24 protein-coding genes are annotated in these 24,851 nt (G+C 63.6%); 13 read left to right on the forward strand and 11 right to left on the reverse strand.

Going from position 1 to position 24,851, the window contains the following annotated elements:
- Window positions 1-10: 10 nt before the first annotated feature.
- The gene (gene proC / locus P3T21_RS08070; RefSeq protein ID WP_429255397.1) at window positions 11-826 is read left to right on the forward strand and encodes a pyrroline-5-carboxylate reductase; all 816 of its coding nucleotides are present in this window, start codon (window positions 11-13) and stop codon (window positions 824-826) included.
- 14 nt (window positions 827-840) lie between these two features.
- Here the strand turns inward: proC and ubiA are convergent, their stop codons facing one another.
- The 7 genes from ubiA to recG all read right to left on the reverse strand — a co-directional run bounded on the left by ubiA (window position 841) and on the right by recG (window position 8,010).
- Entirely contained in the window at window positions 841-1,704 is an 864-nt protein-coding gene (ubiA, locus tag P3T21_RS08075; RefSeq protein ID WP_429255398.1) for a 4-hydroxybenzoate octaprenyltransferase, read from the reverse strand.
- A gap of 248 nt (window positions 1,705-1,952) precedes the next feature.
- Window positions 1,953-2,441 carry a Dps family protein gene (locus P3T21_RS08080; RefSeq protein ID WP_429255399.1) on the reverse strand — a complete coding sequence of 163 codons (489 nt, stop codon included), beginning with the start codon at window positions 2,439-2,441 and terminating at the stop codon, window positions 1,953-1,955.
- Between the two features lie 147 nt (window positions 2,442-2,588).
- Window positions 2,589-2,780 carry a hypothetical protein gene (locus P3T21_RS08085; RefSeq protein WP_429255400.1) on the reverse strand — a complete coding sequence of 64 codons (192 nt, stop codon included), beginning with the start codon at window positions 2,778-2,780 and terminating at the stop codon, window positions 2,589-2,591.
- Window positions 2,781-2,852: 72 nt separating this feature from the next.
- Complete coding sequence (locus tag P3T21_RS08090) at window positions 2,853-4,310, reverse strand: catalase (RefSeq protein ID WP_429255401.1); 1,458 nt, start codon at window positions 4,308-4,310, stop codon at window positions 2,853-2,855.
- A gap of 56 nt (window positions 4,311-4,366) precedes the next feature.
- The gene (locus P3T21_RS08095; RefSeq protein WP_429255402.1) at window positions 4,367-4,507 is read right to left on the reverse strand and encodes a hypothetical protein; all 141 of its coding nucleotides are present in this window, start codon (window positions 4,505-4,507) and stop codon (window positions 4,367-4,369) included.
- 170 nt (window positions 4,508-4,677) lie between these two features.
- On the reverse strand, window positions 4,678-5,637 hold the full coding sequence (locus tag P3T21_RS08100) for a LysR substrate-binding domain-containing protein (protein WP_429255403.1): 960 nt from the start codon (window positions 5,635-5,637) through the stop codon (window positions 4,678-4,680).
- Window positions 5,638-5,799: 162 nt separating this feature from the next.
- Window positions 5,800-8,010, reverse strand: a complete 2,211-nt coding sequence (recG, locus tag P3T21_RS08105; RefSeq protein WP_429255404.1) for an ATP-dependent DNA helicase RecG — start codon at window positions 8,008-8,010, stop codon at window positions 5,800-5,802.
- A 178-nt stretch (window positions 8,011-8,188) separates the two neighbouring features.
- Between recG and queA the strand changes: the two genes are divergently transcribed.
- The 5 genes from queA to secF all read left to right on the forward strand — a co-directional run bounded on the left by queA (window position 8,189) and on the right by secF (window position 14,271).
- Entirely contained in the window at window positions 8,189-9,238 is a 1,050-nt protein-coding gene (gene queA, locus P3T21_RS08110) for a tRNA preQ1(34) S-adenosylmethionine ribosyltransferase-isomerase QueA (RefSeq protein WP_429255405.1), read from the forward strand.
- Between the two features lie 102 nt (window positions 9,239-9,340).
- Window positions 9,341-10,528: a tRNA guanosine(34) transglycosylase Tgt gene (tgt, locus tag P3T21_RS08115; protein WP_429255406.1), complete on the forward strand. Its 1,188-nt coding sequence runs from the start codon at window positions 9,341-9,343 to the stop codon at window positions 10,526-10,528.
- 256 nt (window positions 10,529-10,784) lie between these two features.
- A complete protein-coding gene (yajC, locus tag P3T21_RS08120) occupies window positions 10,785-11,108 on the forward strand; it encodes a preprotein translocase subunit YajC (RefSeq protein WP_228874238.1) in 324 nt (107 codons plus the stop codon).
- 145 nt (window positions 11,109-11,253) lie between these two features.
- Window positions 11,254-13,302: a protein translocase subunit SecD gene (gene secD / locus P3T21_RS08125; protein ID WP_429255407.1), complete on the forward strand. Its 2,049-nt coding sequence runs from the start codon at window positions 11,254-11,256 to the stop codon at window positions 13,300-13,302.
- 18 nt (window positions 13,303-13,320) lie between these two features.
- Entirely contained in the window at window positions 13,321-14,271 is a 951-nt protein-coding gene (gene secF, locus P3T21_RS08130; RefSeq protein WP_429255408.1) for a protein translocase subunit SecF, read from the forward strand.
- A gap of 105 nt (window positions 14,272-14,376) precedes the next feature.
- Here secF and P3T21_RS08135 read toward each other — a convergent pair whose 3' ends face one another.
- The 4 genes from P3T21_RS08135 to P3T21_RS08150 form a co-directional block, all read right to left on the reverse strand.
- Window positions 14,377-15,654, reverse strand: coding sequence for an MFS transporter (locus P3T21_RS08135; RefSeq protein ID WP_429255409.1), 1,278 nt, complete (start codon window positions 15,652-15,654; stop codon window positions 14,377-14,379).
- Window positions 15,655-15,909: 255 nt separating this feature from the next.
- Entirely contained in the window at window positions 15,910-16,470 is a 561-nt protein-coding gene (locus P3T21_RS08140) for a YceI family protein (RefSeq protein ID WP_429255570.1), read from the reverse strand.
- 94 nt (window positions 16,471-16,564) lie between these two features.
- Complete coding sequence (locus P3T21_RS08145; RefSeq protein WP_429255410.1) at window positions 16,565-17,128, reverse strand: YceI family protein; 564 nt, start codon at window positions 17,126-17,128, stop codon at window positions 16,565-16,567.
- Between the two features lie 7 nt (window positions 17,129-17,135).
- Window positions 17,136-17,705, reverse strand: coding sequence for a cytochrome b (locus P3T21_RS08150; RefSeq protein WP_429255411.1), 570 nt, complete (start codon window positions 17,703-17,705; stop codon window positions 17,136-17,138).
- Between the two features lie 428 nt (window positions 17,706-18,133).
- On the opposite strand from P3T21_RS08150, the gene P3T21_RS08155 reads away from it, so the two are divergent.
- From P3T21_RS08155 to P3T21_RS08185, 7 genes are all read left to right on the forward strand, one after another.
- Window positions 18,134-18,814, forward strand: coding sequence for a paraquat-inducible protein A (locus P3T21_RS08155; protein ID WP_429255412.1), 681 nt, complete (start codon window positions 18,134-18,136; stop codon window positions 18,812-18,814).
- Window positions 18,815-18,821: 7 nt separating this feature from the next.
- Window positions 18,822-19,472 carry a paraquat-inducible protein A gene (locus tag P3T21_RS08160; RefSeq protein WP_429255413.1) on the forward strand — a complete coding sequence of 217 codons (651 nt, stop codon included), beginning with the start codon at window positions 18,822-18,824 and terminating at the stop codon, window positions 19,470-19,472.
- Window positions 19,469-21,088 (forward strand): intermembrane transport protein PqiB, encoded by a 1,620-nt coding sequence (locus P3T21_RS08165; RefSeq protein ID WP_429255414.1) that lies wholly within the window; start codon window positions 19,469-19,471, stop codon window positions 21,086-21,088. The genes P3T21_RS08160 and P3T21_RS08165 overlap by 4 nt, the downstream gene beginning before the upstream one ends.
- Window positions 21,088-21,876 carry a PqiC family protein gene (locus tag P3T21_RS08170; protein WP_429255571.1) on the forward strand — a complete coding sequence of 263 codons (789 nt, stop codon included), beginning with the start codon at window positions 21,088-21,090 and terminating at the stop codon, window positions 21,874-21,876. Before P3T21_RS08165 ends, P3T21_RS08170 begins: the two co-directional genes overlap by 1 nt.
- Window positions 21,877-22,128: 252 nt before the next feature.
- Complete coding sequence (locus P3T21_RS08175) at window positions 22,129-23,454, forward strand: THUMP domain-containing class I SAM-dependent RNA methyltransferase (protein ID WP_429255415.1); 1,326 nt, start codon at window positions 22,129-22,131, stop codon at window positions 23,452-23,454.
- Window positions 23,455-23,658: 204 nt separating this feature from the next.
- The gene (locus P3T21_RS08180) at window positions 23,659-24,042 is read left to right on the forward strand and encodes a VOC family protein (protein WP_429255416.1); all 384 of its coding nucleotides are present in this window, start codon (window positions 23,659-23,661) and stop codon (window positions 24,040-24,042) included.
- A 43-nt stretch (window positions 24,043-24,085) separates the two neighbouring features.
- Window positions 24,086-24,832, forward strand: a complete 747-nt coding sequence (locus tag P3T21_RS08185; protein WP_429255417.1) for a helix-turn-helix transcriptional regulator — start codon at window positions 24,086-24,088, stop codon at window positions 24,830-24,832.
- The last annotated feature ends 19 nt before the right edge of the window (window positions 24,833-24,851 follow it).

Genomic DNA, 24,851 nt, shown 5'->3' on the forward strand with positions numbered 1-24,851 from the left:
ACGGAACATCATGAAAATTGCTTTCATCGGCGGCGGCAATATGGCTGCGGCGCTCATCGGCGGTCTCATCAAGCGCGGCGTCGCGCCCGCCGATCTGTATGCGATCGACCCCAACGAAGAAGCGCGAGCCCGCAACGAGCAGCAGTTCGGCGTGCGCACCGGCGCCGCTGCTGACGCAGCGCTCGCTTCGTTCGACGCCATTCTGCTCGCGGTCAAGCCACAGATCCTGAAGAGTGTGGCGGAAGGTCTCGCGCCGCATCTTCGTTCGTCGCAGCTCGTCATCAGCATTGCCGCGGGCATTCGCGCCGACGACCTGTCGCGCTGGCTGAACGGCCATGCGCGCGTCGTGCGCACGATGCCGAATACGCCCGCGCTGATCGGCATGGGCGCGACGGGTCTGTTCGCAACGGCCGGAGTCGATGAAGCGGGCCGCACACTCGCAACTGACGTCCTCGGCGCAGTGAGCAACACAGTATGGTTCGACGAAGAAGCAAAGATCGACGCCGTCACCGCCATTTCCGGCAGCGGCCCGGCGTACGTGTTCTATTTCATCGAGGCGCTGGAAGAAGCCGCACGCCAGCTCGGTATGGATGCGGCGCAAGGCCGCGCGCTCGCGGTCGCCACCTTCACGGGCGCGGCGCAACTTGCGGCGCAGTCCGATGAGCCGCCGGCTGTTCTGCGCGAACGCGTGACGTCGAAGGGCGGCACGACAGCGGCGGCGCTCGCGTCGTTCGAGGCATCGGGCGTGAAGGACGCCATCGTGCGCGGCGCGCTGGCTGCCAACGCGCGTGCGAAAGCGATGGGCGACGAGTTTGGGAAGCAGTAACCGGCTGACGCGGCTTAGAACGCACCCGCTGCGTAATGCGCGGCAATACCGGCGAACAATGCGCCGCCCAGCCAGTTGTTATGGCGAAAGGCTGCGAAGCACGGCATGCGCTCGCGATTGCGGATCAGCGTGTAGTGATAGATCGCGCAGCCTGCCGCTGCCGCCCAGCCAAGCCAGTACAGCACGCCGAAGCCCAGCACGATGCCGATCCCAACGTAGATACCGAGCGTCGCCGCGTAGCAGAGCATGATCGCGAGCACATCGAAGCGGCCGAAGGTCAGTGCGGACGTGCGAATGCCGATCTTGATGTCGTCGTCGCGATCGACCATCGCGTATTCGGTGTCGTACGCGACCGACCAGAACACGTTGGCCAGCAGCATCACCCACGCGATCGTCGGCACCTGATTCTGGATCGCCGCGAACGCCATCGGAATACCGAAGCCAAACGCGATGCCGAGATAGGCCTGCGGAATCGCGAAGAACCGCTTCGTGAACGGATACGAGCCGGCAACGAAGAGCGCGGCGACTGACAGTTCCTTCGTCAGTGTATTCAGCGGCAGGATCAGCAAAAATGCGATCAGGGATAGCCCCGCGGCAAGCGCCACGGCTTCCCACGCCTTGATCTTGCCGGACGTGATCGGGCGGTTCTCCGTGCGCTTCACGTAGCGGTCGAAATCGCGGTCGGCGTAATCGTTGATCGCGCAGCCCGCCGAGCGCATCAGGATCGTGCCGACCACAAAGATCACGAGCAGCGAATACGATGGATGACCCTCCGACGCAATCCACAGGGCATTGAGCGTCGGCCACAGCAGCAGCAGGCTGCCGATCGGTTTGTCCATGCGGACAAGGCGGAGATAGAGCGGAAGTCGTGCGAACATGGGGAGGCAGGGAAGAGCAATCCTGACATTCTAGAGCAGTGGCGAAGACGGCGGCTCGCAGCACCGCAATCGCGCGATACGAGCGCAGCCGCCCGCCCGTGCCCCGCACACGCTGCATGCACAGGCACAAGCACAAGCACAAGCACACGCTCGCAAAACGAAAACGGCCCGACAGGCATCAACTGTCGGGCCGCTCTTCTACCGTTTCAGCGCGGATGCACCACAGGCGCCGAACTAACGCTTCAACCTCAAGCCAGCATCGAACGCAGCATCCACGCGGTCTTTTCGTGCGTCTGCATGCGTTGGGTCAAGAGATCGGCGGTCGGTTCATCGTTGGCCGCTTCCGTCGACGGGAAGATTTCGCGCGCGGTGCGCACGACGGCTTCCTGGCCTTCCACGAGTTGACGGATCATGTCTTCGGCCGCCGGAACGCCGTCTGCTTCAGGAATCGACGACAGCTTCGCAAATTCCTTGTAGCTGCCCGGCGCATGCACGCCCAGCGCGCGGATGCGTTCGGCGATCAGGTCGACGGCCATGGCGAGTTCGGTGTACTGCGTCTCAAACATCAGATGCAGCGTGTTGAACATCGGGCCCGTCACGTTCCAGTGGAAGTTGTGGGTCTTCAGGTAAAGCGTGTACGTGTCCGCGAGCAGACGCGACAGCCCTTCCGCGATCTTCTTGCGATCCTTGTCGCTGATACCGATATTGACGTGCTGAATAGCTTCTTTCCTGGCCATGAAGACTCCTTTAAAGAGTGATACAAACCGCTCGGCAGGTTCTGGATCGCCTATGCCGTCCCGAACGCTGGATCGCCCGACAGTGTAGCCTGGACAAGCTCGGACAAGCCTGTACACGCGCATTGACCAGATGTCACGCCCCCGACGTCAGCCGCCGAAAACGTGCTGCAATGCCTGCGCAGCGATCACCGCAAAACCGCTGGTGACAATCGCAAATCCCATCATTTTTCTGGCAACAGTCGCGCCCTGAACCTGCGCCTGAACCTGCACGGCATACCGCGCTGCATTCGTACCACGCCTGACGTTTGTGCGGTTAATCGCCTGCATCATCTGGTTCATGATCGTTTCCCTCAATTCACCCTCACATCCGGGCGGCGCGCCGATGCGCACCGCCTTCCTGCGTGACTGCCGCTACTTCGTCACTTCGCGTTCTTCAAGTTTCACGAGCGCGGCGACAACGCCCTCCGCATACGCTGGATCGATGCGCCGGAAGTGCTCGATCTGCCGCGCGATGATGTCGTCCGGCACGCCCTTGATGTGCCGTGCGATGTTGCCGAACAACCGCTCGCGTTGCGCCGCGTCGAAGATCTGGAACAGCGCGGCCGGCTGGCTGTAGTAGTCGTCATCGTCGCGATGGTCGTAGCGGTCGACGGCGCCCGCCGCGAGCGGCGGCTCCGCCGCATTGCGGTCCTGCGCGAAGTCACCGAAACGGTTCGGCTCGTAGTTCACCGTGCCACCCAGGTTGCTATCGGTGCGCATCCCGCCGTCGCGATGGAACGAATGCGGCGACGCGACCCGCGAAGCATTCACCGGAATCTGGTGATGATTCACGCCAAGCCGGTAGCGCTGCGTATCGCCGTACGAGAAGAGACGTCCCTGCAGCAGACGGTCCGGCGAGAAACCAATGCCCGGCACCACGTTCGCCGGCGAAAACGCCGCCTGCTCGACATCCACGAAGTAGTTGCCGGCATTACGATTCAATTCAAGTGTGCCGACGTCGATCAGCGGGTAATCCTTCTGCGACCACACTTTCGTGATGTCGAACGGGTTGTAGCGATACGTCGCGGCATCCGCTTCCGGCATCACCTGAATGCAGAAGCGCCACTTCGGGAAATTCCCGCTGTCGATGTTCGCGACGAGATCGCGCTGCGCGCTTTCGCGATCGCCGGCGATCACCTGTGCGGCCTCGGCATCGGTGAAGTTTTCGATGCCCTGCATCGACTTGAAGTGAAATTTCACCCAGAAGCGCTCGTTGTTCGCGTTGATAAACGAGTACGTGTGCGAGCCGAAGCCGTGCATCTGCCGGTAGTTCTGCGGAATGCCGCGATCGCTCATCAGGATCGTCACCTGATGGAGCGACTCCGGATGGCGCGACCAGAAGTCCCACGCCGCGATGTTGCTCCGCGTGTTCGTGTACGGATCGCGCTTCTGCGTGTGGATGAAATCCGGAAACTTCAGCGGATCGCGGATAAAGAACACCGGCGTGTTGTTGCCGACCACGTCCCAGTTGCCCTCTTCCGTGTAGAACTTGATCGCGAAGCCACGCACATCGCGCTCGGCGTCGGCGGCGCCGCGCTCACCGGCCACGGTCGAAAAACGCAGAAAGAGCGGCGTTTCCTTGCCGACTTCCGCGAACACTTTTGCTTTCGTGAAACGCGAGATGTCGTGCGTGACCTTCAGTGTGCCGAACGCACCCGAACCTTTTGCGTGGACGCGTCGCTCAGGAATGACCTCGCGGTCGAAATGCGCAAGCTTCTCGATCAGCCACACGTCCTGCAGCGCGACCGGGCCGCGCGTGCCGGCGGTCATCGAATTCTGGTTGTCGGCGACGGGCGCGCCGGCGGCAGTGGTGAGTTTGCGTTCAGACATCCTTCTACTCCTGGCTTTTATTGGAAATTGGGCGTGCTGCGGTGTGACGGCGGGCGTCAGGCTGAAATCGCGCGATCGACGAGCAGCGCCATCGCGACAGTGCGCAGCGATGAGGCAAAGTTTTCTACCGGGAGCGTCGTAGCTTGCCGCGCAGGTTGGGCGGTGGGCTGGGCAAGCGTGGAATGGGCTTGATTCATCGGTTCCTCCGGAGGTGTCGGATCGGGCGATCCATGGAGGAAACTATATCGATGACTATCGAATTACTGAATTTAATTAAATAAATCTATTCGATAGCTGAAGCCCTCAGCGGAGACGGGCTTCGGCTGGCCGTCCTGGGCAACGCCAGCGGCCAGCCTGAAAGGGCGCTTTAACTGACAGCGGCGGGCAGGTCGAGCTTGCTCACGCCCGCCAGATCGCAGGCGTTGATCGCATCGCAGATGGCGTCAATGGCCGGCATTCGCGTGAAGCTCTTGCGCCACGCCAGCACGACGCGACGGTCGGGCACCGGCTCGTCGAAATGCACGTAGCTGAGGAGCCCCGAGTCGACGCCACCGGCGTGCGGCTTCACTTCCGTCACCGACATGCGCGGCAGCACCGTGATACCGACGCCGCTCGCGACCATATGACGGATCGTCTCCAGCGAGGAACCTTCGAACGTCTTCTGGATTCCATCGGCGTTCTGCGAGAAACGCATCAGCTCCGGACACACGCCGAGGACGTGATCGCGAAAGCAATGGCCGCTGCCGAGCAGCAGCATTGTTTCCTGCTTCAGGTCGCCCGGATCGATTTTCGCGCGCGTTTCCCATGCGTGACCGGACGGCAGCGCGACGACAAACGGCTCGTCATACAGCGGACGCAGCATCAGGCCGGTTTCCGGGAACGGCAGCGCCATGATCGCGACGTCGATTTCGCCCTGCTTCAGCAGTTCGATCAGCTTGAGCGTGTAGTTTTCCTGCAGCATCAGCGGCATCTGCGGAACGCGCCGGATCATCTGCTTGACGAGCGTTGGCAGCAGATACGGTCCGATCGTATAGATCACACCGAGGCGCAGCGGTCCCACGAGCGGATCCTTGCCCTGCTTGGCGATTTCCTTGATGGCGAGCGTCTGCTCCAGCACACGCTGCGCCTGCGAGACGATCTGCTCACCGACGGGCGTGACACTGACTTCGCTCGTCCCGCGCTCGAAAATCTGCACGTTCAGTTCGTCTTCGAGCTTCTTGATCGCCACCGACAGCGTCGGCTGGCTGACGAAACACGCTTCCGCCGCGCGGCCGAAGTGCCGTTCGCGGGCAACCGCGACGATGTATTTCAATTCAGTGAGCGTCATTGGGGACCAATCAGCGCGATGGATTCGATAGGTTTCTGTTATACACCTATGGGGCCAATTCGCCAACCCGGATTGATTTTGATTGGGGGCGGAGCGGTTTGCGCCGCTTTCCGGCTGGGCTTGCAGGCCGCTACGGACCGCGTTGCGGCCCGCCAGCGCGCGCTAAGCCTTCAGATAATGTTCCCGCGCACCGAGCCACCGCGCGAGGTGCTGCGTGACGACATCCGGGTATTCGTCGAGCAGACGCGCGGCCGCTTCGCGCGCCGGTTCGATCAGCCAGCCGTCCTGCTGGAGATCGGCAAATCGCAACATCGCCGCGCCCGACTGCCGTGCGCCCAAAAACTCACCTGGACCGCGGATTTCGAGGTCGCGCCGCGCGATTTCAAAGCCGTCGGTCGTTTCGCGCATCGTCTGAAGCCGTGCGCGGGCGGTTTGCGACAGCGGCCCGGTGTAGAGCAGCACGCACACCGAAGCCGCGCTGCCGCGCCCAACGCGCCCGCGCAACTGGTGAAGCTGCGCAAGACCGAAGCGCTCGGCGTGCTCGATCACCATCAGCGACGCATTCGGCACGTCGACGCCCACTTCGATCACCGTCGTCGCGACCAGCAACTGCACTTCGTTGCGCGTGAAGGCGTCCATGACGGCGGCCTTTTCAGCCGGCGCCAGGCGTCCGTGAACAAGGCCGACGTTCAGCTCCGGTAAGGCCGCGACCAGCGTTTCGTACGTTTCGACGGCGGTTTGCAGCTGCAGCGTCTCGCTTTCCTCGATCAGCGGACACACCCAGTACACCTGACGCCCGGTGAGCGCCGCCTCGCGCACACGCCCGATCACTTCTTCGCGGCGCGCGTCGGAAACGAGCTTCGTCAGGATCGGCGTGCGGCCGGGCGGCAGTTCGTCGATCGTGGAAACGTCGAGGTCCGCGTAATAGGTCATCGCCAGCGTGCGCGGAATCGGCGTTGCCGACATCATCAGTTGATGCGGCTGGAAATCGCGTGCGCCGTCGGCGGCGTTCCGCGCCTTGGCGCGCAGCGCGAGCCGCTGTTCGACGCCGAAGCGATGCTGTTCGTCGACGATCACGAGGCCAAGCCGCGCGAACTCGACTGCGTCCTGGATGATCGCGTGCGTGCCGATCACAAGATGCGCGGTGCCCAACGCCGCCGCTTCGAGCGCGGCGCGCTTGTCCTTCGCTTTCAGACTGCCGGCAAGCCACGCGACGCTCACGCCGAGCGGCTCGAGCCAGCCGCGCAGCTTGCGTGCGTGCTGTTCGGCCAGGATTTCGGTGGGCGCCATCAGCGCGGCCTGGTAGCCGGCGTCGATGGCCTGCGCGGCCGCGAGCGCGGCGACGATCGTCTTGCCACTGCCGACATCGCCCTGCAGCAGACGCTGCATGGGGTGCGGCTGCGTCAGATCCTGCGCGATCTCGGCGCCGACGCGCTGCTGCGCGCCCGTCAGCGAGAACGGCAACGCTTCGAGCAGACGCGTGACGAGCGCAGCGGAATCCGTCGGCCCGCGACGCGGCATTGCAGGCGCCGCGCGCGTGCGACGCTCCTCGTGCGCGCGCTTGAGCGACATCTGCTGCGCGAGCAGCTCCTCGAACTTGATGCGTGTCCACGCGGGATGCGTGCCGTCGATCAGCGCGTACTCGTCGGAATCCGCGTTCGGGTGATGCAGCGTGCGCACCGCGTCGATCAATGGCGGCACACCCAGCGGCTGGAGATACGCCTGCGCGATCGGAACGGGCAGCAGTTCAGGCAGCGACGTGCGCGACAACGCGTTATCAATCGACTTGCGCAAATACGCCTGCGTGACGCCTGCCGTGCTCGGATACACCGGCGTGAGCGCCTGCGGCAGCGGCGTTTCTTCTTCGACGACTTTCACCGCCGGATGCACCATCTCCATCCCGAAGAAGCCGCCGCGCACGTCACCGCGCACACGCAGCCGCTGGCCGACGGCCATCTGCTTGACCTGCGAGCCGTAGAAGTTGAGAAAGCGCAGCACGAGTTCGTCGCCGGCATCGTCGCGCAGCTTGACCAGCAACTGGCGACGCGGGCGATAAGCGATCTCGTTGTCGAACACGACGCCTTCGGTCTGCGCCATGCCGCCCGGCAGCAGCTCTCCGACGGGCGTGAGCGAGGTTTCGTCTTCGTAGCGCATCGGCAGATGCAGCACGAGATCGATGTCGCGCGTGAGGCCGAGTTTGGCGAGCTTGTCGGCGGTTTTTGTCAGCGCGGGCGCAGGCTTTTTCGCGCTGACTGTGCTGTCCGCTTCCGCCAGTGATGTCGCCACAGCCGCCTTGCCGCGCGCGGCGCGGCGCTTCGGCGCGGCGCTCACTTCTTCGGTGTCGGCAGGCAGGCGGCGTTCGGACAAGGGCATGAGTCGCTTCGCAAGTACAATATCGGCTTTCAAAGGTGTCGCAGCGATGCCGCGCGCCCGCCGTGCTGGTGGACCCGACGGGTCAACGCACAGCCTGCCGCAGCAATGTTTCGCAATCATAGCCGCTCGCCGCCCGGCACCGGTTCAATTCAGTATCGATTCACATCAGCCCGTCCGCATGTTCACGCTTTCCGATTTCGATTTCACCCTGCCGCCCGAGCTGATCGCGCAGACCGCGTTGCCCGAACGCAGTGCCAGCCGTCTGCTCGAAGTGGACGGCACGGTTGAACCCGCGCGCCTTAACGACCGACGCTTCGCCGAACTGCCCGACTGCATTGCGCCTGGCGATCTGCTGGTCTTCAACGATACCAAAGTCCTGAAGGCCCGCTTCCTCGGCCAGAAAGCCAGTGGCGGCAAGATCGAGGTGCTGGTCGAACGGCTGACTGGCGAAACGACCGCACTGGCGCAGATCCGCGCCAGCAAAAGCCCGGCGCCCGGCACGACGCTGCGCCTTGCCGATGCGTTCGACGTAACAGTCGGTGAGCGCGTCGAGCCGTTCTACACGCTGCACTTCCCCGCCGACTGTCTGACGCTGATCGAGCAGTACGGCCGTCTGCCGTTGCCGCCGTACATCGAGCACGACCCCGACGCGACCGACGAAACGCGCTATCAGACCGTGTTCGCGCAAAACCCGGGCGCGGTGGCCGCACCGACCGCCGGGCTGCACTTCGACGCGTCGCTGCTGGCGCGACTTGATGACAAAGGTATCGAACGCGCGACGCTGACGCTGCATGTCGGCGCTGGCACATTCCAGCCGGTGCGGGTCGAGAACCTCGCCGAGCACAAGATGCACAGTGAGTGGTATCAGTTGCCGCAGACGCTGGTTGACCGCATCGCGGCGACCAGAGCGCGCGGCAATCGCGTCATCGCGGTCGGCACCACCTCGATGCGCGCACTCGAAGCCGCCGCGCGCGCCGCCGACGAAGCCGGCCATGCGCTCGCCGCAACGAGCGCCGAGACAGACATCTTCATCACGCCGGGCTACCGCTTCCGCATCGTGGACCGGCTCGTGACGAACTTCCATCTGCCAAAGTCGACGCTTTTGATGCTCGTGTCGGCTTTTGCCGGTATCGACACGGTTCGCGCCGCCTACGCCCACGCAATCGAAGCGCGTTACCGCTTTTTCAGCTACGGCGACGCGATGCTGCTGACGCGACGCGATTCGTGATTCACATCAGGTAACAGGCAATCTCAATCCGCCACCGCGCCCTTCGCGCGACGGCATTCATCATTTGCGCCGGACTGTTTTCCGGTGGCACAGGAGTTTTTCATGACCGACGGTCATCAACACGCGACGCAAACCGGACGCCCGGAAAACGGCCTCAAGTTCGAACTGCTCACCACCGACGGCGAGGCGCGCCGCGGGCGTGTGACGCTGAATCACGGCGTCGTCGAAACGCCGATCTTCATGCCGGTCGGCACCTACGGCACCGTGAAGGCGGTCCAGCCGCGCGAACTCGAAGAGATGCACGCGCAGATCATCCTCGGCAACACGTTTCACCTGTGGCTGCGTCCGGGTCTTGAGACGATTGCCGCGCACGGTGGCCTGCACGCCTTCATGGGATGGAAAAAACCGATCCTGACCGATTCGGGCGGTTTTCAGGTGTTTTCGCTCGGCGATCTGCGCAAGATCACCGAAGATGGCGTCACGTTCGCGTCGCCGATCAATGGCGACAAGCTGTTCCTGTCGCCCGAAGTGTCGATGCAGATCCAGAAGGTGCTGAATTCGGACATCGTCATGCAGTTCGACGAATGCACGCCGTACGCCACCGACAACGTGCCGACCTCGCAGCAGGAAGCCGCCGATTCGATGCGCATGTCGATGCGCTGGGCAAAGCGCTCGATCGACGAATTCAACAGGCTCGGCAATCCCAATGCGCTCTTCGGCATCGTTCAGGGTGGCATGTTCGAGGATCTTCGCGACGAATCGCTGGCGGGTCTGTCGGAGATCGACTTCCACGGTTTTGCGATTGGCGGCCTGTCGGTTGGCGAACCGAAGGAAGACATGATGCGCGTGCTGAACCACATCGGCCCGAAGCTGCCGGCAAACAAGCCCCACTACCTGATGGGCGTCGGCACGCCGGAGGATCTGGTCGCGGGCGTCGCGGCAGGCATCGACATGTTCGACTGCGTGATGCCGACCCGCAACGCGCGCAACGGCTGGCTGTTCACCCGTTTCGGCGACGTGAAGATCCGCAACGCGACGCACAAGAACTCGCTGCGTCCGCTCGACGAGCAGTGCGGCTGCTACACCTGCCGCAACTTTACGCGCGGCTATCTGCATCATCTGCATCGCGTCGGCGAAATCCTCGGCGCGCAGCTGAACACGATCCACAACCTGCACTACTACCTCGAACTGATGCAGGAAATGCGCGACGCAATCGAAGCGCATATGTTCGACGCGTTCAGGAAGCTGTTCCACGAAAACCGGGCGCGAGGCGTCGACGGGCCAGCCTGACGACACGGCGGGCCCCGCACGAACACAGGGCAGAACGCGCAAAAGCCCGCCCACCAACGCTGCCGGCGATATCAACAGAAGAATCCGTCGGTGCGCTGGCACAAACCTTACAATTATCTTTCGCGATATGCGATTGAACTGCGCTTATCGCAAATAACAGCTTGATCGGAAAGCGCATTTCATGTGCAGTCGCGACCTATGGCCGGTGGTAGAATAACCGGCTGCTTTTTTTGATCGTTATAACGGAGAGACCAACGTGTCGTTCATTTCCAATGCCTTCGCGCAAGGCACCGGTGGCGCAGAATCGAGCCTGATGAGCTTCCTGCCCCTGATCCTGATGTTCGCTGTGCTGTACTTCATCATGATCCGTCCGCAAATGAAGCGCCAGAAGGAACACCGCAACATGCTCTCCGCCATGGCGAAGGGCGACGAAGTCGTCACGAACGGCGGCATCGTCGGCAAGGTCACCAAGGTGAGCGATGCTTACGTTGGCGTCGAAATTTCCGAAGGCACTGAAATCACCGTGCAGAAAGCATCGGTGACCCAGATTCTCCCGAAAGGCACGATCAAGTCGCTGTAAGGCCTGCTCTGTCGCGTCCGGCGCGGCCTCGCCGGAACCGCACATGGCTCACGCCACGGTTCCCGCGCTCATCGCCGGACGCATTGCCTGGAAGCCCGGCGTTTAGACCAGGCTTCCAGGCCAACCTTCCCGTTGGGCCATCCCCATGAATCGTTACCCCCTCTGGAAATATGTCGTGATGCTGGTGGCACTCGCCATCGGCCTCGTGTACACGTTGCCCAACTTCTTCGGTGAAGCGCCGGCGGTCCAGGTGTCGAGCGGCAAAGTCACGGTCAAGCTCGACTCGTCCACGCTCGCGCTGGTCGAATCGGCACTCGCTTCAAGCCAGATCAAGCCTGACGCCGTCACGTTCGACAACACGTCGACCAACGCGAACATCCGCGTGCGTCTGACGGATACCGACACGCAACTGCGCGTGAAAGACCTGCTGCAGAAGTCGCTGAACGCCGATCCGACGGATCCGCAGTTCATCGTCGCGCTGAACCTGCAAAGCGCGTCGCCGGCCTGGCTGACCGCGCTGCACGCGCTGCCGATGTATCTCGGCCTCGACCTGCGCGGCGGTGTCCACTTCCTGCTGCAAGTCGACATGGCCGGCGCGCTGAACAAGAAGCTCGACTCCGACGCGTCCGACGCCCGCACGCTGCTGCGCGACAAGAACATCCGCGATGGCGGCGTGAACCGCGTCAACCAGACGGTGGTCGTGAATTTCGCCGACGCAGATGTCGCCGAAGCCGCGCGCAAGCAGCTCGCATCGAGCATCAACGAACTCCAGTGGGCCTCGCAGCCGAATCCGGCGGGCGGTGTGCAACTCGTCGGCACGTTCACGCCGGCGGTGCAGAAAACCGTCGAAGACGCGGCGCTCAAGCAGAACATCACCACGCTGCACAACCGCGTGAACGAACTCGGCGTTGCCGAACCGGTGATCCAGCAGCAAGGCTCCGACCGCATCGTGGTCGAACTGCCGGGCGTGCAGGACACGGCGAAGGCGAAGGACATCATCGGCCGTACGGCGACGCTCGAAGCGCGTCTGGCCGACCCGGTGAACACGCATCCGAACCCGAACGAGCCGGTCCCGCCGGGCGATGAACTCTTCACGCAGGGCGCGCAAACGCCGGTGCTGTTGCGCAAGCAGATCATCTTCACGGGCGACCGGATTATCGACGCGTCGTCGGGCTTTGACGAGCATCAGCGTCCGTCTGTGAACATCCGCCTTGATTCGGCCGGCGGCCGCGCAGTGCGCAGCGTGTCGCGCGACAACATCGGCAAGCCGATGGCGATGGTGCTGTTCGAAAAGGGCAAGGGCGAAGTGCTGACGGTCGCGACGATCCAGTCCGAACTCGGCGACCGCTTCCAGATCACCGGCCAGCCGACGCCGCAAGCCGCCACCGATCTCGCGCTGCTGCTGCGCGCCGGTTCGCTGGCCGCGCCGATGGACATCATCGAAGAACGTACGATCGGCCCGAGCCTCGGCGCCGACAACATCAAGAAGGGCTTCCACTCGGTCGTGTGGGGCTTCGCGGCGATTGCCGTCTTCATGATCGCGTACTACATGCTGTTCGGTCTGATCTCGATGATCGGGCTGTCGGTGAACCTGCTGCTGCTGATCGCGATTCTCTCGATGCTGCAGGCCACGTTGACGTTGCCGGGTATCGCCGCTATCGCGCTCGCGCTCGGTATGGCGATCGACGCGAACGTGCTGATCAACGAGCGCGTGCGTGAAGAGCTGCGCAACGGCGCGCCGCCGCAACTGGCCATCCAGAACGGCTACTCGCACGCATGGGCGACGATTCTCGACTCGAACGTGACCACCTTGATCGCTGGCCTTGCGCTGCTCGCGTTTGGTTCCGGTCCGGTGCGCGGCTTCGCGGTCGTGCACTGTATCGGCATCATGACGTCGATGTTCTCGGCGGTGTTCTTCTCGCGCGGTCTCGTGAACGTCTGGTACGGCGGCAAGAAGAAGCTGAAGTCGCTGGCGATCGGTCAGGTGTGGCGTCCGACGCCCCTCGAAGGCGACGCTGCGTACCTCGGCAACGGCGACGCCGCGACCGACACGGCTAAAGCCATCGCTGCCGCCAGCACAAGCTCGGCTGCCAAAGCGAATGCGGCGAAGGCAGCGGCGCGCACCGGCAAACCGGTCGTCCGCCGTCGTAACGATCCGGGCACTGCGCCCCGGAAACCGGGTTCATCCCGCTGAGTCCCGGAGAAAGAGACCATGGAATTTTTCCGCATCCGCAAAGACCTTCCGCTCATGCAGCGCGCGTTGATCTTCAACGCGATCTCGCTGCTGACGTTCATTGCCGCTGTGTTTTTCCTCGTGCATCGCGGACTGCATCTTTCGGTGGAATTCACCGGCGGCACGGTCGTCGAAGTGCAGTATCCGCAGGCCGTGCCGCTCGAGCCACTGCGCAACACGCTCAGCAAGCTCGGTTACGCTGACGCGCAGGTGCAGAACTTCGGCACCTCACGCGACGTGCTGATCCGTTTGCCGCTGAAGCAGGGTTTCACGTCCGCGCAGCAAAGCGATCAGGTGATGGGCGCGCTGAAGGCCGATAACTCACAGGCGCAGTTGCAGCGCGTCGAGTTCGTCGGCCCGCAGGTCGGCAAGGAACTCGCTACCGACGGCCTCCTCGCGCTTGCGTGCGTGGTCATCGGCATCGTGATCTATCTGTCGTTCCGCTTCGAATGGAAGTACGCCGTCGCTGGCGTGATCGCCAACCTTCATGACGTGGTGATCATTCTCGGCTTCTTCGCGTTCTTCCAGTGGGAGTTCTCGCTGTCGGTGCTGGCGGCCGTGCTCGCGGTGCTCGGTTACTCGGTGAACGAATCCGTCGTTATCTTCGACCGGATTCGCGAGACCTTCCGCCGCGAACGCAAGATGACGGTCATCGAAGTCATCAACCACGCGATCACCAGCACGATGTCGCGCACGATCATCACGCACGGCTGTACGCAGATGATGGTGCTGTCGATGTTCCTGTTCGGCGGCCCGACGCTGCACTACTTCGCACTGGCGCTGACGGTCGGTATTCTGTTCGGTATCTACTCGTCGGTGTTCGTCGCCGCGGCGCTCGCGATGTGGCTGGGTGTGAAGCGTGAAGACCTGATCAAGGACAAGAAGGAACGTCACGATCCGAGCGATCCAAACGCAGGCGCAGAGGTTTAAACACCCGCCCCCTGCTGCAATGTAAGGCGCATAAAGAAGGCCGGTTCGAAAGAACCGGCCTTTGTCGTTTACCGCTTGCCTTTTACGGCGTATCACGCAATCGAATCACCTGAAACCAGGATTGCGACGGGCAGCAATCAGCGCGATCAAACTGATCACCGCCGCAAACATCATGTAAAAGGCCGGCGCGGTTTTGGTCCCGGTCGCGCTGATCAGCCACGCGATGATCAACGGGCCGAACCCGCCGAAAATCGTCACCGCGACGTTGTACGCGAGCGACATGCCCGTCGTACGCGTCTGCACCGGGAACATCTCGGACAGCAATCCCGGCAGCGCGCCGAAGTAGCCCGTCATCAGAAAGGCGAACACGATCTGTATCGCGATCAGCGTTTCAAACGTCGGATGCGCGACGAGATACGCGAACGCCGGATAGATCAGCACCAGCAGCAGCACCGCCGACGCCAGCATGATTCCCGTGCGCCCATGACGGTCGGACACGTGCCCGACCACCGGCGCGAACGCCAGTTGAATGACACCGACCAGCAAAATCGCCGCGAACGATACCGAAGGCGACAGCCCCAGTTGCTTCACACCGTACGTCGGCATGAAGAGCACAAGGTAGGTCGATACCGTGCCAAGCACGACCAGACCCATCGCGATCAAGAGCCGCAGCTTCTGGCTGGCGAAGGTGTCGCGCAACGGCGTCGTGGTGGTTTCGGCGTCGAGGAATTCGGGCGTCTCGTCGAGACGGGTGCGGATGTACCAGGCAACCGGTCCGATCAGGAGCCCGAAGGCGAATGGCACGCGCCAGCCCCACGACATCATCTGCTCAGGCGAGAGTTTGCCTGTCAGCACGAATCCGAACAGCGCGGCGAGCAGCGTGGTCAACCCCTGGCTCGCGATCTGCCAGCTGGCAAAGAAGCCGCGCCGCCCGGGCACATGCTCGGCGAGAAACGCCGTCGCGCTGCCGAACTCGCCGCCGGCGGAAAAGCCCTGCATCAGCCGCGCAAGCACGAGGATCAGCGGTGCTGCAATGCCGATCGTTTCGTATGTGGGCAGGATCGCGATGATCAACGTGCCGACCATCATCAGCAGGATCGAGAGCGTCAGCGCGGCCTTGCGCCCTGCCCGGTCGGCGTACGCGCCGAGCACGAAAGCGCCGAGCGGCCGCATGAAGAACGACACGCCGAACGTGCCGAGCGTCAACAGCAGCGAAACGGTGTCGTTACCGGCGGGAAAAAACAGCTTCGAGATGACGACCGCGAAAAACCCGTAGACGACCAGGTCAAACCATTCCAGCGCATTGCCGATCGACGCGGCGACTACGATGCGCCATGAACTGTGGCGTGCCGCCGCGGCGCTTGCGGCCGTCGTTGCATTCATTCAGGTCTCCCTGTGCGCGCGAGTCGTTTCATCGCCGGACTGGATGCGCGCACAACCAGTCAGGCGGTAGCGCCACTATGTACCTGAAAAATAAACTTTACGCGAGCAGGCGGCGGAGTCCCAACCCGCCGCGGCAACGCTGAAAGCACAATAAAAAAACCGCTTCGTCGCAAGGCGAACGAAGCGGTTTTTGCGCCAGACGCGCTGCCCGCACTACGCGAGGCGAGCACGCCTGCGAGACATCGTCAAACAGGCTTACTGCTTGATGCCTTCAGCCTGGATCTGCAGTTTGGTCTGCATGCTGAAGCCGTACGTCTTGCCAAAGTCCATGCCGAAGTCCGCGCGATCGAACGTCGTGCTGGCTTCCACGCCGCACACTTCGCGCTTGAGCACCGGATGCTGCATGCACTTGAACGATTCGACCTTCAGGTTCACCGGCTTCGTCACGCCATGCATCGTCAGCGTGCCGATCACTTCAGCAGGCTTGTCGCCGTCGAATTTGATCTCGGTGCCCTTGTAGGTCGCAGCCGGGAATTTCGCCACGTCGAAGAAGGCGTCCGTCCTCAGGTGATCGTCGAGCTTCGTGTTGCCCGTGCTCACCGATGTCGGATCGACCGTGACCTCAACCGTGCCGGTCTTCGCGGCGCGATCGAGCGTGACCGTGCCCGAACTCTTCGTGAACTTGCCGCGCCATACCGACAGGCCGCCGAAGTGGTCAGCCGCGAAGCTCGGGAACGTGTGCGCCGGGTCGAGTTGATAGGTATCGGCGGCGAATGCGCCGATCGAGAGGGTCGACGCCAGTGCGGCGATCAGCAGATGTTTCTTCAATTCATGCTCCTTCAGGTATCCAGGTGCGCCGCGCGGGACGTCGGCGCAATAACAACGAATCACGGGTTATGACAGATAACGATTACTTGTGTGCTGCAACGATATGAAACTTGATGACCACGTCATCGGCCACGACCGACGTATCTTTCCATTCGCCCGTGCCGACATCGAACTGCGAGCGTTTGACCGGCAGCGAGCCGTCGAACGTCTGCGTCGAGCCCTGCTGCGTGACCGTCACGGGCACGGTGACCGTCTGCGACTTGCCCTTGATCGTGATCTTGCCGGTCACCTTGAACTGGTTGCCGCCCGCCGGCGCGATCCCATTCGAGGCGAAAGTCGCGGTCGGGTACGCCTTCGAATCGAACCATTCCTTGCCACGCACCTGGTCGTTATAGCTCTCGTCGCCGAGGTCGTAGCTGCCGGTGTCGATCGAAAGCTGCGCGCTGCCCGCGGTCGGTTTGGCCGGATCGAACGTGATCTGCGCGGTGAACTTGCCGAACTTGCCTTCGACGGGCACGTTCATCTGTTTCGACGTCGCCGTGACGGTGCTTTTCGCCACGTCGACCTGGGCGAGCGCGCTGCCCGCGGCGGTCAACGTAACGGCCGTGAAAGCCGTCAGCAGGGTGCGATGAAATGAAACCTTCATAAGTGTCCTATTTGAGGAAAGGAATCATGCGCGACAGCAGGCCGTCGCGATCCAGCAACTGATGCTTGAGCGCGCCTGCGACGTGCAGCACGACGAGTGCGAGCAGGCCGTAATTGAGCGTCACGTGAACGACCTTGAGGATGGCCTTCAGGTGCGGGTCCGGCGAAATCAGCAGCGGCAGACGCACGAGGCCAAGATATACAACCGGGATATTCGATGCCGAGCTGTACAGATAGCCCGAAACCGGAATCGCGATCATCAGCACATACAACAGCACGTGAACGACCTCCGCGGCGATCCGCTGCCACGCGACCATGCCGGCCGGCAGCGCCGGCGCGACATGCGTCGCGCGCCACAGGATGCGCACCACGGCGAGGGCGAACACGGTCACGCCGATCCATTTGTGCCACGAAAAATAGCGCAGCTTGGTGGGCGTGAAACCTGGGATGTCGGTCATCACCCAGCCGAGCGCGAACCCGCAAACGATCAGCAACGCGATCAGCCAGTGAAACGCGATCGCGGTCCGCGTGTAACTGTCGGGGGCGCTGGGCGCCGCAAGGGAAGAGCGAGGTGCCATGACGGAGCGGACGCAAACAAGGTTAACGGAGCGGCTGGAGCGCTTATTCCAGCGGCCCCGGCGATGCAGCCCGACGCAGTCGGACCGGCGACGTCGCAGCCGCCTGGCGAATGACAACGCCAAGGCCGCCATGCTACCGCAAGCCGTTAAAGCTGGCTGGAACGCCCGTGCAACAGTCCGTCGCATCAATGGAACGATTTGGGGCCGGAAAGGGTCCGACGCGTGTGCGAGCCGCCGGCCAAGGCCTTCCACGGTCCGGCGGCGCAATTTTGAAATGCATCGAGCGGGCGGTTTGGTAACATGGCGCGGGCTTCAGGCAAAGTGTTCAGTGGTTTCGCGCCTGTGCCGCTGTCTTCGTGAACATCAGCGAAAGGTTGTGCTGGTTTTTTCTACGGGTTCCTGTCCACGTCGTCCGTCTTCACTCATACATGGAACATGACCACCTGATCGCGTGCCACGAGTGTGACGCGCTGTTCCGCAAACCGCGGCTCGACCGTCGCGCGATGGCCCGTTGTCCACGCTGCAAGGCGACGCTCTACCGGAGCGCGTCGACGCGCATCGACAGTATCGTCGCGATGACGCTGGCCGCGCTCATCACATTCCTCGTCGCGCAGGCGTTCCCGATCGTCGAACTCGAAACCAGCGGTATCACCTCGCAAACCACGCTGTTCGGCGCGATCGTCGCGTTGTGGAACGAGAACATGCAGATCGTCGCGGTGATGGTCTTCTGTTCGACCACGCTGTTTCCGCTCACCGAACTCCTCGCCCTCCTGTACGTGCTGGTGCCCGTTCGCGCGGGTTACGTGCCGCCGCTCTTCAACCTCGTGCTGCGCGCGATCCAGTTCGTGCGGCCGTGGGGCATGATCGAAGTGTTCATGCTTGGCGTGCTGATTACCATCGTCAAGATGATCAGCCTCGCGCGCGTGACTCCCGAAGCCGCCCTCTTCGCCTTCGGCGTGCTGACGCTGATGTTCGCGGTGGTCGTCACGTTCGATCCGCGCACGCTGTGGGATATCGCCGATACGCTGCCAAGAGAACGCCTGCGGCGGATCCGGCGCCTGAGAGCCGCGCGAGCCGCCGGCCAGCCGCCCGCACCGCATCAGGGATGAAATCCGGATGAAATACATCACAGCAAAACGCGCCGGTTTCGTGAGTTGCCATGCATGCGCGCGGGTCGAACCCTGGCGGCCATCGGCTGCGCCGCAACAGTGCTCGCGCTGCGGCGCGACGCTGCATCGGCGCAGCCCCGACAGCCTGATACGCACATGGGCGCTTCTGCTCTCCGCGGCGCTGCTTTATATTCCGGCGAACCTGCTGCCCGTGATGCATACGGCATCGCTCGTCGGCGCCGAGGACGACACGATCATGAGCGGCGTGGTCTACTTCTGGACCTCGGGCGACTGGCCGCTTTCCGTCATCGTGTTCATCGCCAGCATCCTGGTGCCGATGCTCAAGCTGAGCGTGCTGGTGCTGCTGACCGTCACCGCGCAGCGCCGCTCGAAATGGCGGCCCGACCAGCGCACGAAGCTGTACCGGATCGTCGAGCGCGTTGGCCGCTGGTCGATGCTTGACGTATTCGTCGTGACGCTGACTGTCGCGCTGGTCCGTTTCAACTCGCTCGCCGTGATCACCGCCGGTCCGGGCGCGCTCGCGTTCGGCTCGGTGGTGGTTCTCACGATGCTGGCCTCGATGCAGTTCGATCCGCGTCTCATCTGGGATTACGTCGATGAACGCAAAGATAAAAAAACTTCAGGGATCAAACCATGAATAGCCCGCAAGGACCGAATCCGCCACCCGACCTGCCGGAACCCGATATCGAGCCACCGCGCCGCAGCTGGTTGCCGTCGCTCGTCTGGGTGATCCCGCTGATCGCAGCGCTGATCGGCGTCGCGCTCGTCATCAAGTCGGTGTCCGGCAAGGGGCCGACCATCACGATCAGCTTCACGACTGCCGAAGGGCTCGAGCCTGGCAAGACCAAGGTCAAGTACAAGGACGTCGACGTCGGCTCCGTGAAGACGATCACGCTCGCGAAGAACCTCTCGCACGTGAGCGTCGAAGTGCAACTGACGAAAGAAGCCGAAGACTTCGCGGTAAAAGGTACGCGCTTCTGGGTTGTGAAGCCGCGCGTCGGCGCGAGCGGCGTGTCGGGCCTCAGCACGTTGCTGTCGGGCGCGTATATCGGCGTTGACCCCGGCCGCACCGACGACACGCAGAAAGACTTTGTCGGGCTGGAGACGCCACCACCCGTTACCGGCGACCAGAAAGGTCACCAGTTCACGCTACGCGGCGACTCACTCGGCTCGATCGACATCGGCTCACCGATCTTCTACCGGCGTATGCAGGTTGGCCAGGTCGTGGGCTTTTCGCTCGACAAGGACGGCACCGGCGTGACGATGCAGGTGTTCGTCAGCGCGCCGTTCGACCAGTACGTCGGCACGAACTCGCGCTGGTGGCATGCAAGCGGCGTCGACGTGCGGCTCGATTCGAGCGGCTTCAAGCTGAACACGCAGTCGCTCGCGACGCTGATCGTCGGCGGCCTCGCGTTCCAGTCGCCGCAGGGGCAGCCGCCGGGCCCGCAGGCGCCGAACAACATGACCTTCCGTCTCGGCTCCGATCAGGCCGACGCCATGCGCGATCCGGACGGCGAGCCGCTGCGCGTGGTGATGAACTTCAACCAGTCGCTGCGCGGGCTGTCGGTGGGTGCGCCGATCGACTTCCGCGGCATCGTGCTCGGCGAGGTGACGGCCATCGGCATCGACTACGATCCGAAGGCGCGTAACTTCAAGATGCCGGTGATGGTTAACATCTACCCGGGACGCCTCTCGCGACGTGCCAGTGGGCCGGTTCCCGAACCAGGCAGCGTCGCCAGTCACGAACTGCTGGAACGTCTCGTCAAGGACGGTCTGCGCGGCCAGTTGCGCACGGGCAACCTGATCACGAGCCAGCTGTACATCGCGCTCGATATCTTCCCGAAGGCGCCGGCGGCCACGATCAATGTCAACCGCGATCCGATCGAGTTGCCGACGATCCCGAACTCGCTCGACGAACTGCAGGTGCAGGTCGCCGATATCGCGAAGAAGCTGGACGCCGTGCCGTTCGACCAGATCGGCAGCAACCTGAACACCGCACTCAAGAACGCCGACCAGCTGTTCAAGCGGCTCGATTCCGAAGTCGTACCGGCGGCGCGCGACACCCTGGCCGCGGCGAAGCAGACGTTTGGCTCGGCCGAGGCGACGTTGCAGCAGGACTCGCCGCTGCAATCTGATGTGCATCAGGCGCTGCAGGAACTGACCCGCACGCTGCAGTCGCTGAACGCGCTGTCGGACTACCTCGAGCGTCACCCGGAATCGCTGCTGCGCGGCAAAACAGGAGATAAACCATGATGTTCGCCCGGCTCTTTCATCCGGCGCGCGCCGTTAGCCGCGTTGTTGGCCGCGCTGTTTCCCGCGCGTCTGCACGTCCCGCTGTCCGTGTCGGCGTTCCTTCCGTTGTTGCCGCTGGCGTGCTCGCGCTCGCGGGCTGCGCGTCGCCGACGAGCCACTTCTACACGCTCAATGCCACCGACGCGCCGGCTACCGCGCGCAGCGCCGGGAGCCCGGCGCTGCTGATCGAAGTGCCACCGGTCGACGTGCCGCCGCAGGTCGCGAAATACCAGTTCGTCGTGCAGACGGGTCCGACCCAGGTTCAGGTGCTCGAACAGGAACGCTGGGCATCGCTGCCGGGCGACGAGATCCGCCGCGCGCTGTCGTCGAATCTCACCAGCCAGCTGGGCGCAATCGACGTCTACGGCACGCCTTATCCGGAAGGCGTGCCGGTGTATCGCGTGAGCGTCAACGTGCAGCGCTTCGAGTCGTGGCCGGGCTCGCATGCGCTGATCGACGCCGTCTGGAGCGTGCGCGCCGTGCGCACGCAGGCGGTGCTAGCGTGCCGCAGCGTCGTGAGCGAGCCGGTCGCGGGCGGTTACGACGCACTGACGGACGGTCACCGTCGCGCGGTGCAGCAGATCTCGACGGAGATCGCCGCGGGCGTGCAGGCGCTCGCCGCCCTGCCGCCGACGCGGGCGGCCACGCCCGCAAAGGGCGCGTCGTCAGGCATGGCGACGAGTGCGGGTGCCGGTGCGATCAAGGTGCCGTGTCCCGCGGCGATGTCGCCGGCAGCGCCGGCGGCCTGACGCGGGTGGTCACGGCCATCTGGACAAGACAGTTGCCGGAAGCTTCCGCCTGAAGGAAGCCTCCGGTGGCGTCCTTCAGCCATCACGCGCGACCGCCGCGCGCCCTGCCGCCAACGGTATAAAGCAACGAACCGCGCTGGATTCCCGCCAGCCGCGCGGCGCGCCTTGTCCGCCTGCCCGGCACGACGGCCTTAAGCGCTCCCGCCGACCGCGTACAATACGGGCTTCCCTCCAGGCCTTCCGGCAACCTCAATGTCCTTCGATTTTTTCGTCCCCTGCCCACGCGGCCTTGAAGCCGCCCTGGCGTCCGAACTCGCCGAGATCGGCGCGCGCCATCTGGGCGGCGCCCCCTTCGAGCCCGGTGCGCAGGTCCCAGGCGGCGTGCATTTCCGCGGAGGATGGGCCGCCGGCATGGCCGCCAACCTGCATTCGCGGATCGCAAGCCGCGTGCTGCTGAAGATCGCCCATCGCCCGTATCGCAGCGAACAGGACATTTACGCGCTCGCGCTCGAACAGCACTGGGAAAAGTGGTTCTCGGCTAACGAAACGCTGCGCGTCGACGTAACGGCGATCAAGTCGCCGTTGCGGAGCCTCGAATTCGCGACGCTACGCGTCAAGGACGCGATCTGCGACCGTCTGCGCGAAAAGAGCGGCGCGCGTCCGAGCATCGATACAGCTGAGCCCGACGTGCGTGTGTTCGCGTTCCTCACCGCGACCGAATGCACGCTGTATCTCGACACGTCCGGCGATCCGCTCTTCAAGCGCGGCTGGCGGCTCGACAAGGGTGCGGCGCCGCTGCGCGAGAACCTCGCCGCGGGCATCCTGCGTCTGACAGGCTGGACCGCTGGCACGCCGCTCTATGATCCAATGTGTGGCAGCGGCACGTTCCTCGCCGAAGCGGCGCAGGTCGCGCTCAATATCGCACCAGGCGTCGAACGCCGGTTCGGCTTCGAGCGCCTGAGGCAGTACGACGTCAATGCATGGCAGGCGCTGAAGGTCGCCGCCGTCGATGCAAAACGCGCTGCCCGTGACTCGCGCGCCGATCTGCAGATCTTCGGCAGCGACATTTCCGGCGATATGCTCGACAAGGCACGCGCGAACTTCGAGCGCGCGGGCCTCAACGTACCGCTCAAGCAGGTCGACGCGCGCGGCATGACGCCGCCCGTGAGCGCGGCGGGCATCCTCGTCGCAAATCCGCCGTATGGCGAGCGGATCGAGGTGCGTGGGCGGGGTCCGCGCGGCGAAGTGCGCGAGACCGGCCGCGAGAGCCGCCAGGGTCGTGAAGGCCGCGACGACGAAGGCTTTAAACGCGTCCATACCGATGCGCCCGACAGCGAGTTCTTCCAGGCGTTTGGCGACGCGCTCAAGCAGCGCTTCACCGGCTGGCACGCGTTCGTCCTGACATCGGATCGCAAGTTGCCAGGGCAAATGCGCCTGCGCGAATCGACCAAGACGCCGCTCTTCAACGGCGCGCTCGAATGCCGCCTGTTCCGCTTCGACCTGATTGCGGGCAGCGTGCGTCAGCGGCCTGCTGCTCACGCGGCCGATGCAGCCGGGAAAGCTGAAGGGCAAGGCTGACGCCGCCGGCCACTCTCACTTCGAAAAAGCGGCTTCGAAAAAGCGCGGCGGCGGGCATGTGCCCCGTCCGCCGCGTTTTTTATTTCTCCCGCGTTTGATGACCGCCTCGGGCTACTGACAGAACGCTGTCAGTAGCCCGGCAGCACACTCCAGTCACGCCATCCGGCATCTCGCACGGACGGGCGATCCACCAAGGAGCGTGTCATGTCAGCAGCTAATTCCCGCGTTATCGCCTGGTTTGAAATTCCGTCGACCGATTTCGATCGCGCCGTCCGTTTCTACGAAACCGTGCTCGGCAGCCCGATGCGCCGCGAAGACTTCGGTCAACCGATTGCCGTGTTCACCTACGGCGAGGAAGCGACGGGCGGTTGCGTCCTCGGCGGCACGTCGTTGAAGCCGTCGGCGGCGGGCACGATGGTCTACCTCAACGCCACGCCTGACGTGAACACCGTGCTCGCACGCGTAGAGAAAGCGGGCGGCAAGGTCGAAGGACCGGCCATCCAGTTGCCGCACGATATCGGCTACATCGCGTTTATTACCGATACCGAAGGCAACCGCATCGGCCTGCATTCGCAGCACAACGGCTGAGTGGCCAGGCGGCCAGGCCGCTTGCAGTCGACCGGAGCGTGTCATGCGGCGCTATCATCGCGGAGTCCTTCCTGCCATGTTGCCTCTACGCAAGACATCCCCGATGACGCGTCGCGCTGACCGCCTCTTCCAGATTGCCGAACTGCTGCGCGGCCGGCGACTCACCACCGCGCAGCAACTGGCCGAATGGCTGAATATCTCACCGCGCACGGTGTACCGCGACGTGCGCGACCTGCAACTCTCCGGCGTGCCTATCGAGGGCGAAGCGGGCATCGGCTACCGGCTGAGCCGCACGGCCAGTCTGCCGCCGCTTACCTTCACCACTGAAGAACTCGCCGCGCTCGCCGCCGGCGCGCGGATGCTCGAAACGTGGGGCGGCGCGAGTTTCGCGTCGGGCGCGCGCGGCGCGCTCGCAAAGATCGCCTCCGCGATGCCCGCGGACAAGCGCGCGACGCTCGAACGCGCGCCTTTCTTTGCGCCATCGTTTCACGTCAAGGGAGAGTTTTCGAAGAAAGTCGACACGCTGCATCGCGCCATCGACGATCACCGCGTGGTGAGCTTCGCCTATCTCGACCGGAACGAAGCCGCGACGGAGCGGCGCGTGTGGCCGCTCGGGCTTGTCTACTGGGGCGCGCGCTGGACGATCGGAGCGTGGTGCGAACTGCGCGAAGGGTTTCGCAACTTCGACGTCGAGCGCATGCAGGACGTCGAATTGCATGAAGCGTTTCCCGATATGGAAGGCCGCCGGCTGGCGGATTTCATGCGGCACGTGGGCGCGAAGCCACGGTGAGCGGGCCCGTGCATGTCCA

Source organism: Paraburkholderia sp. GAS334, assembly GCF_050436625.1.
Taxonomy (GTDB): domain Bacteria; phylum Pseudomonadota; class Gammaproteobacteria; order Burkholderiales; family Burkholderiaceae; genus Paraburkholderia.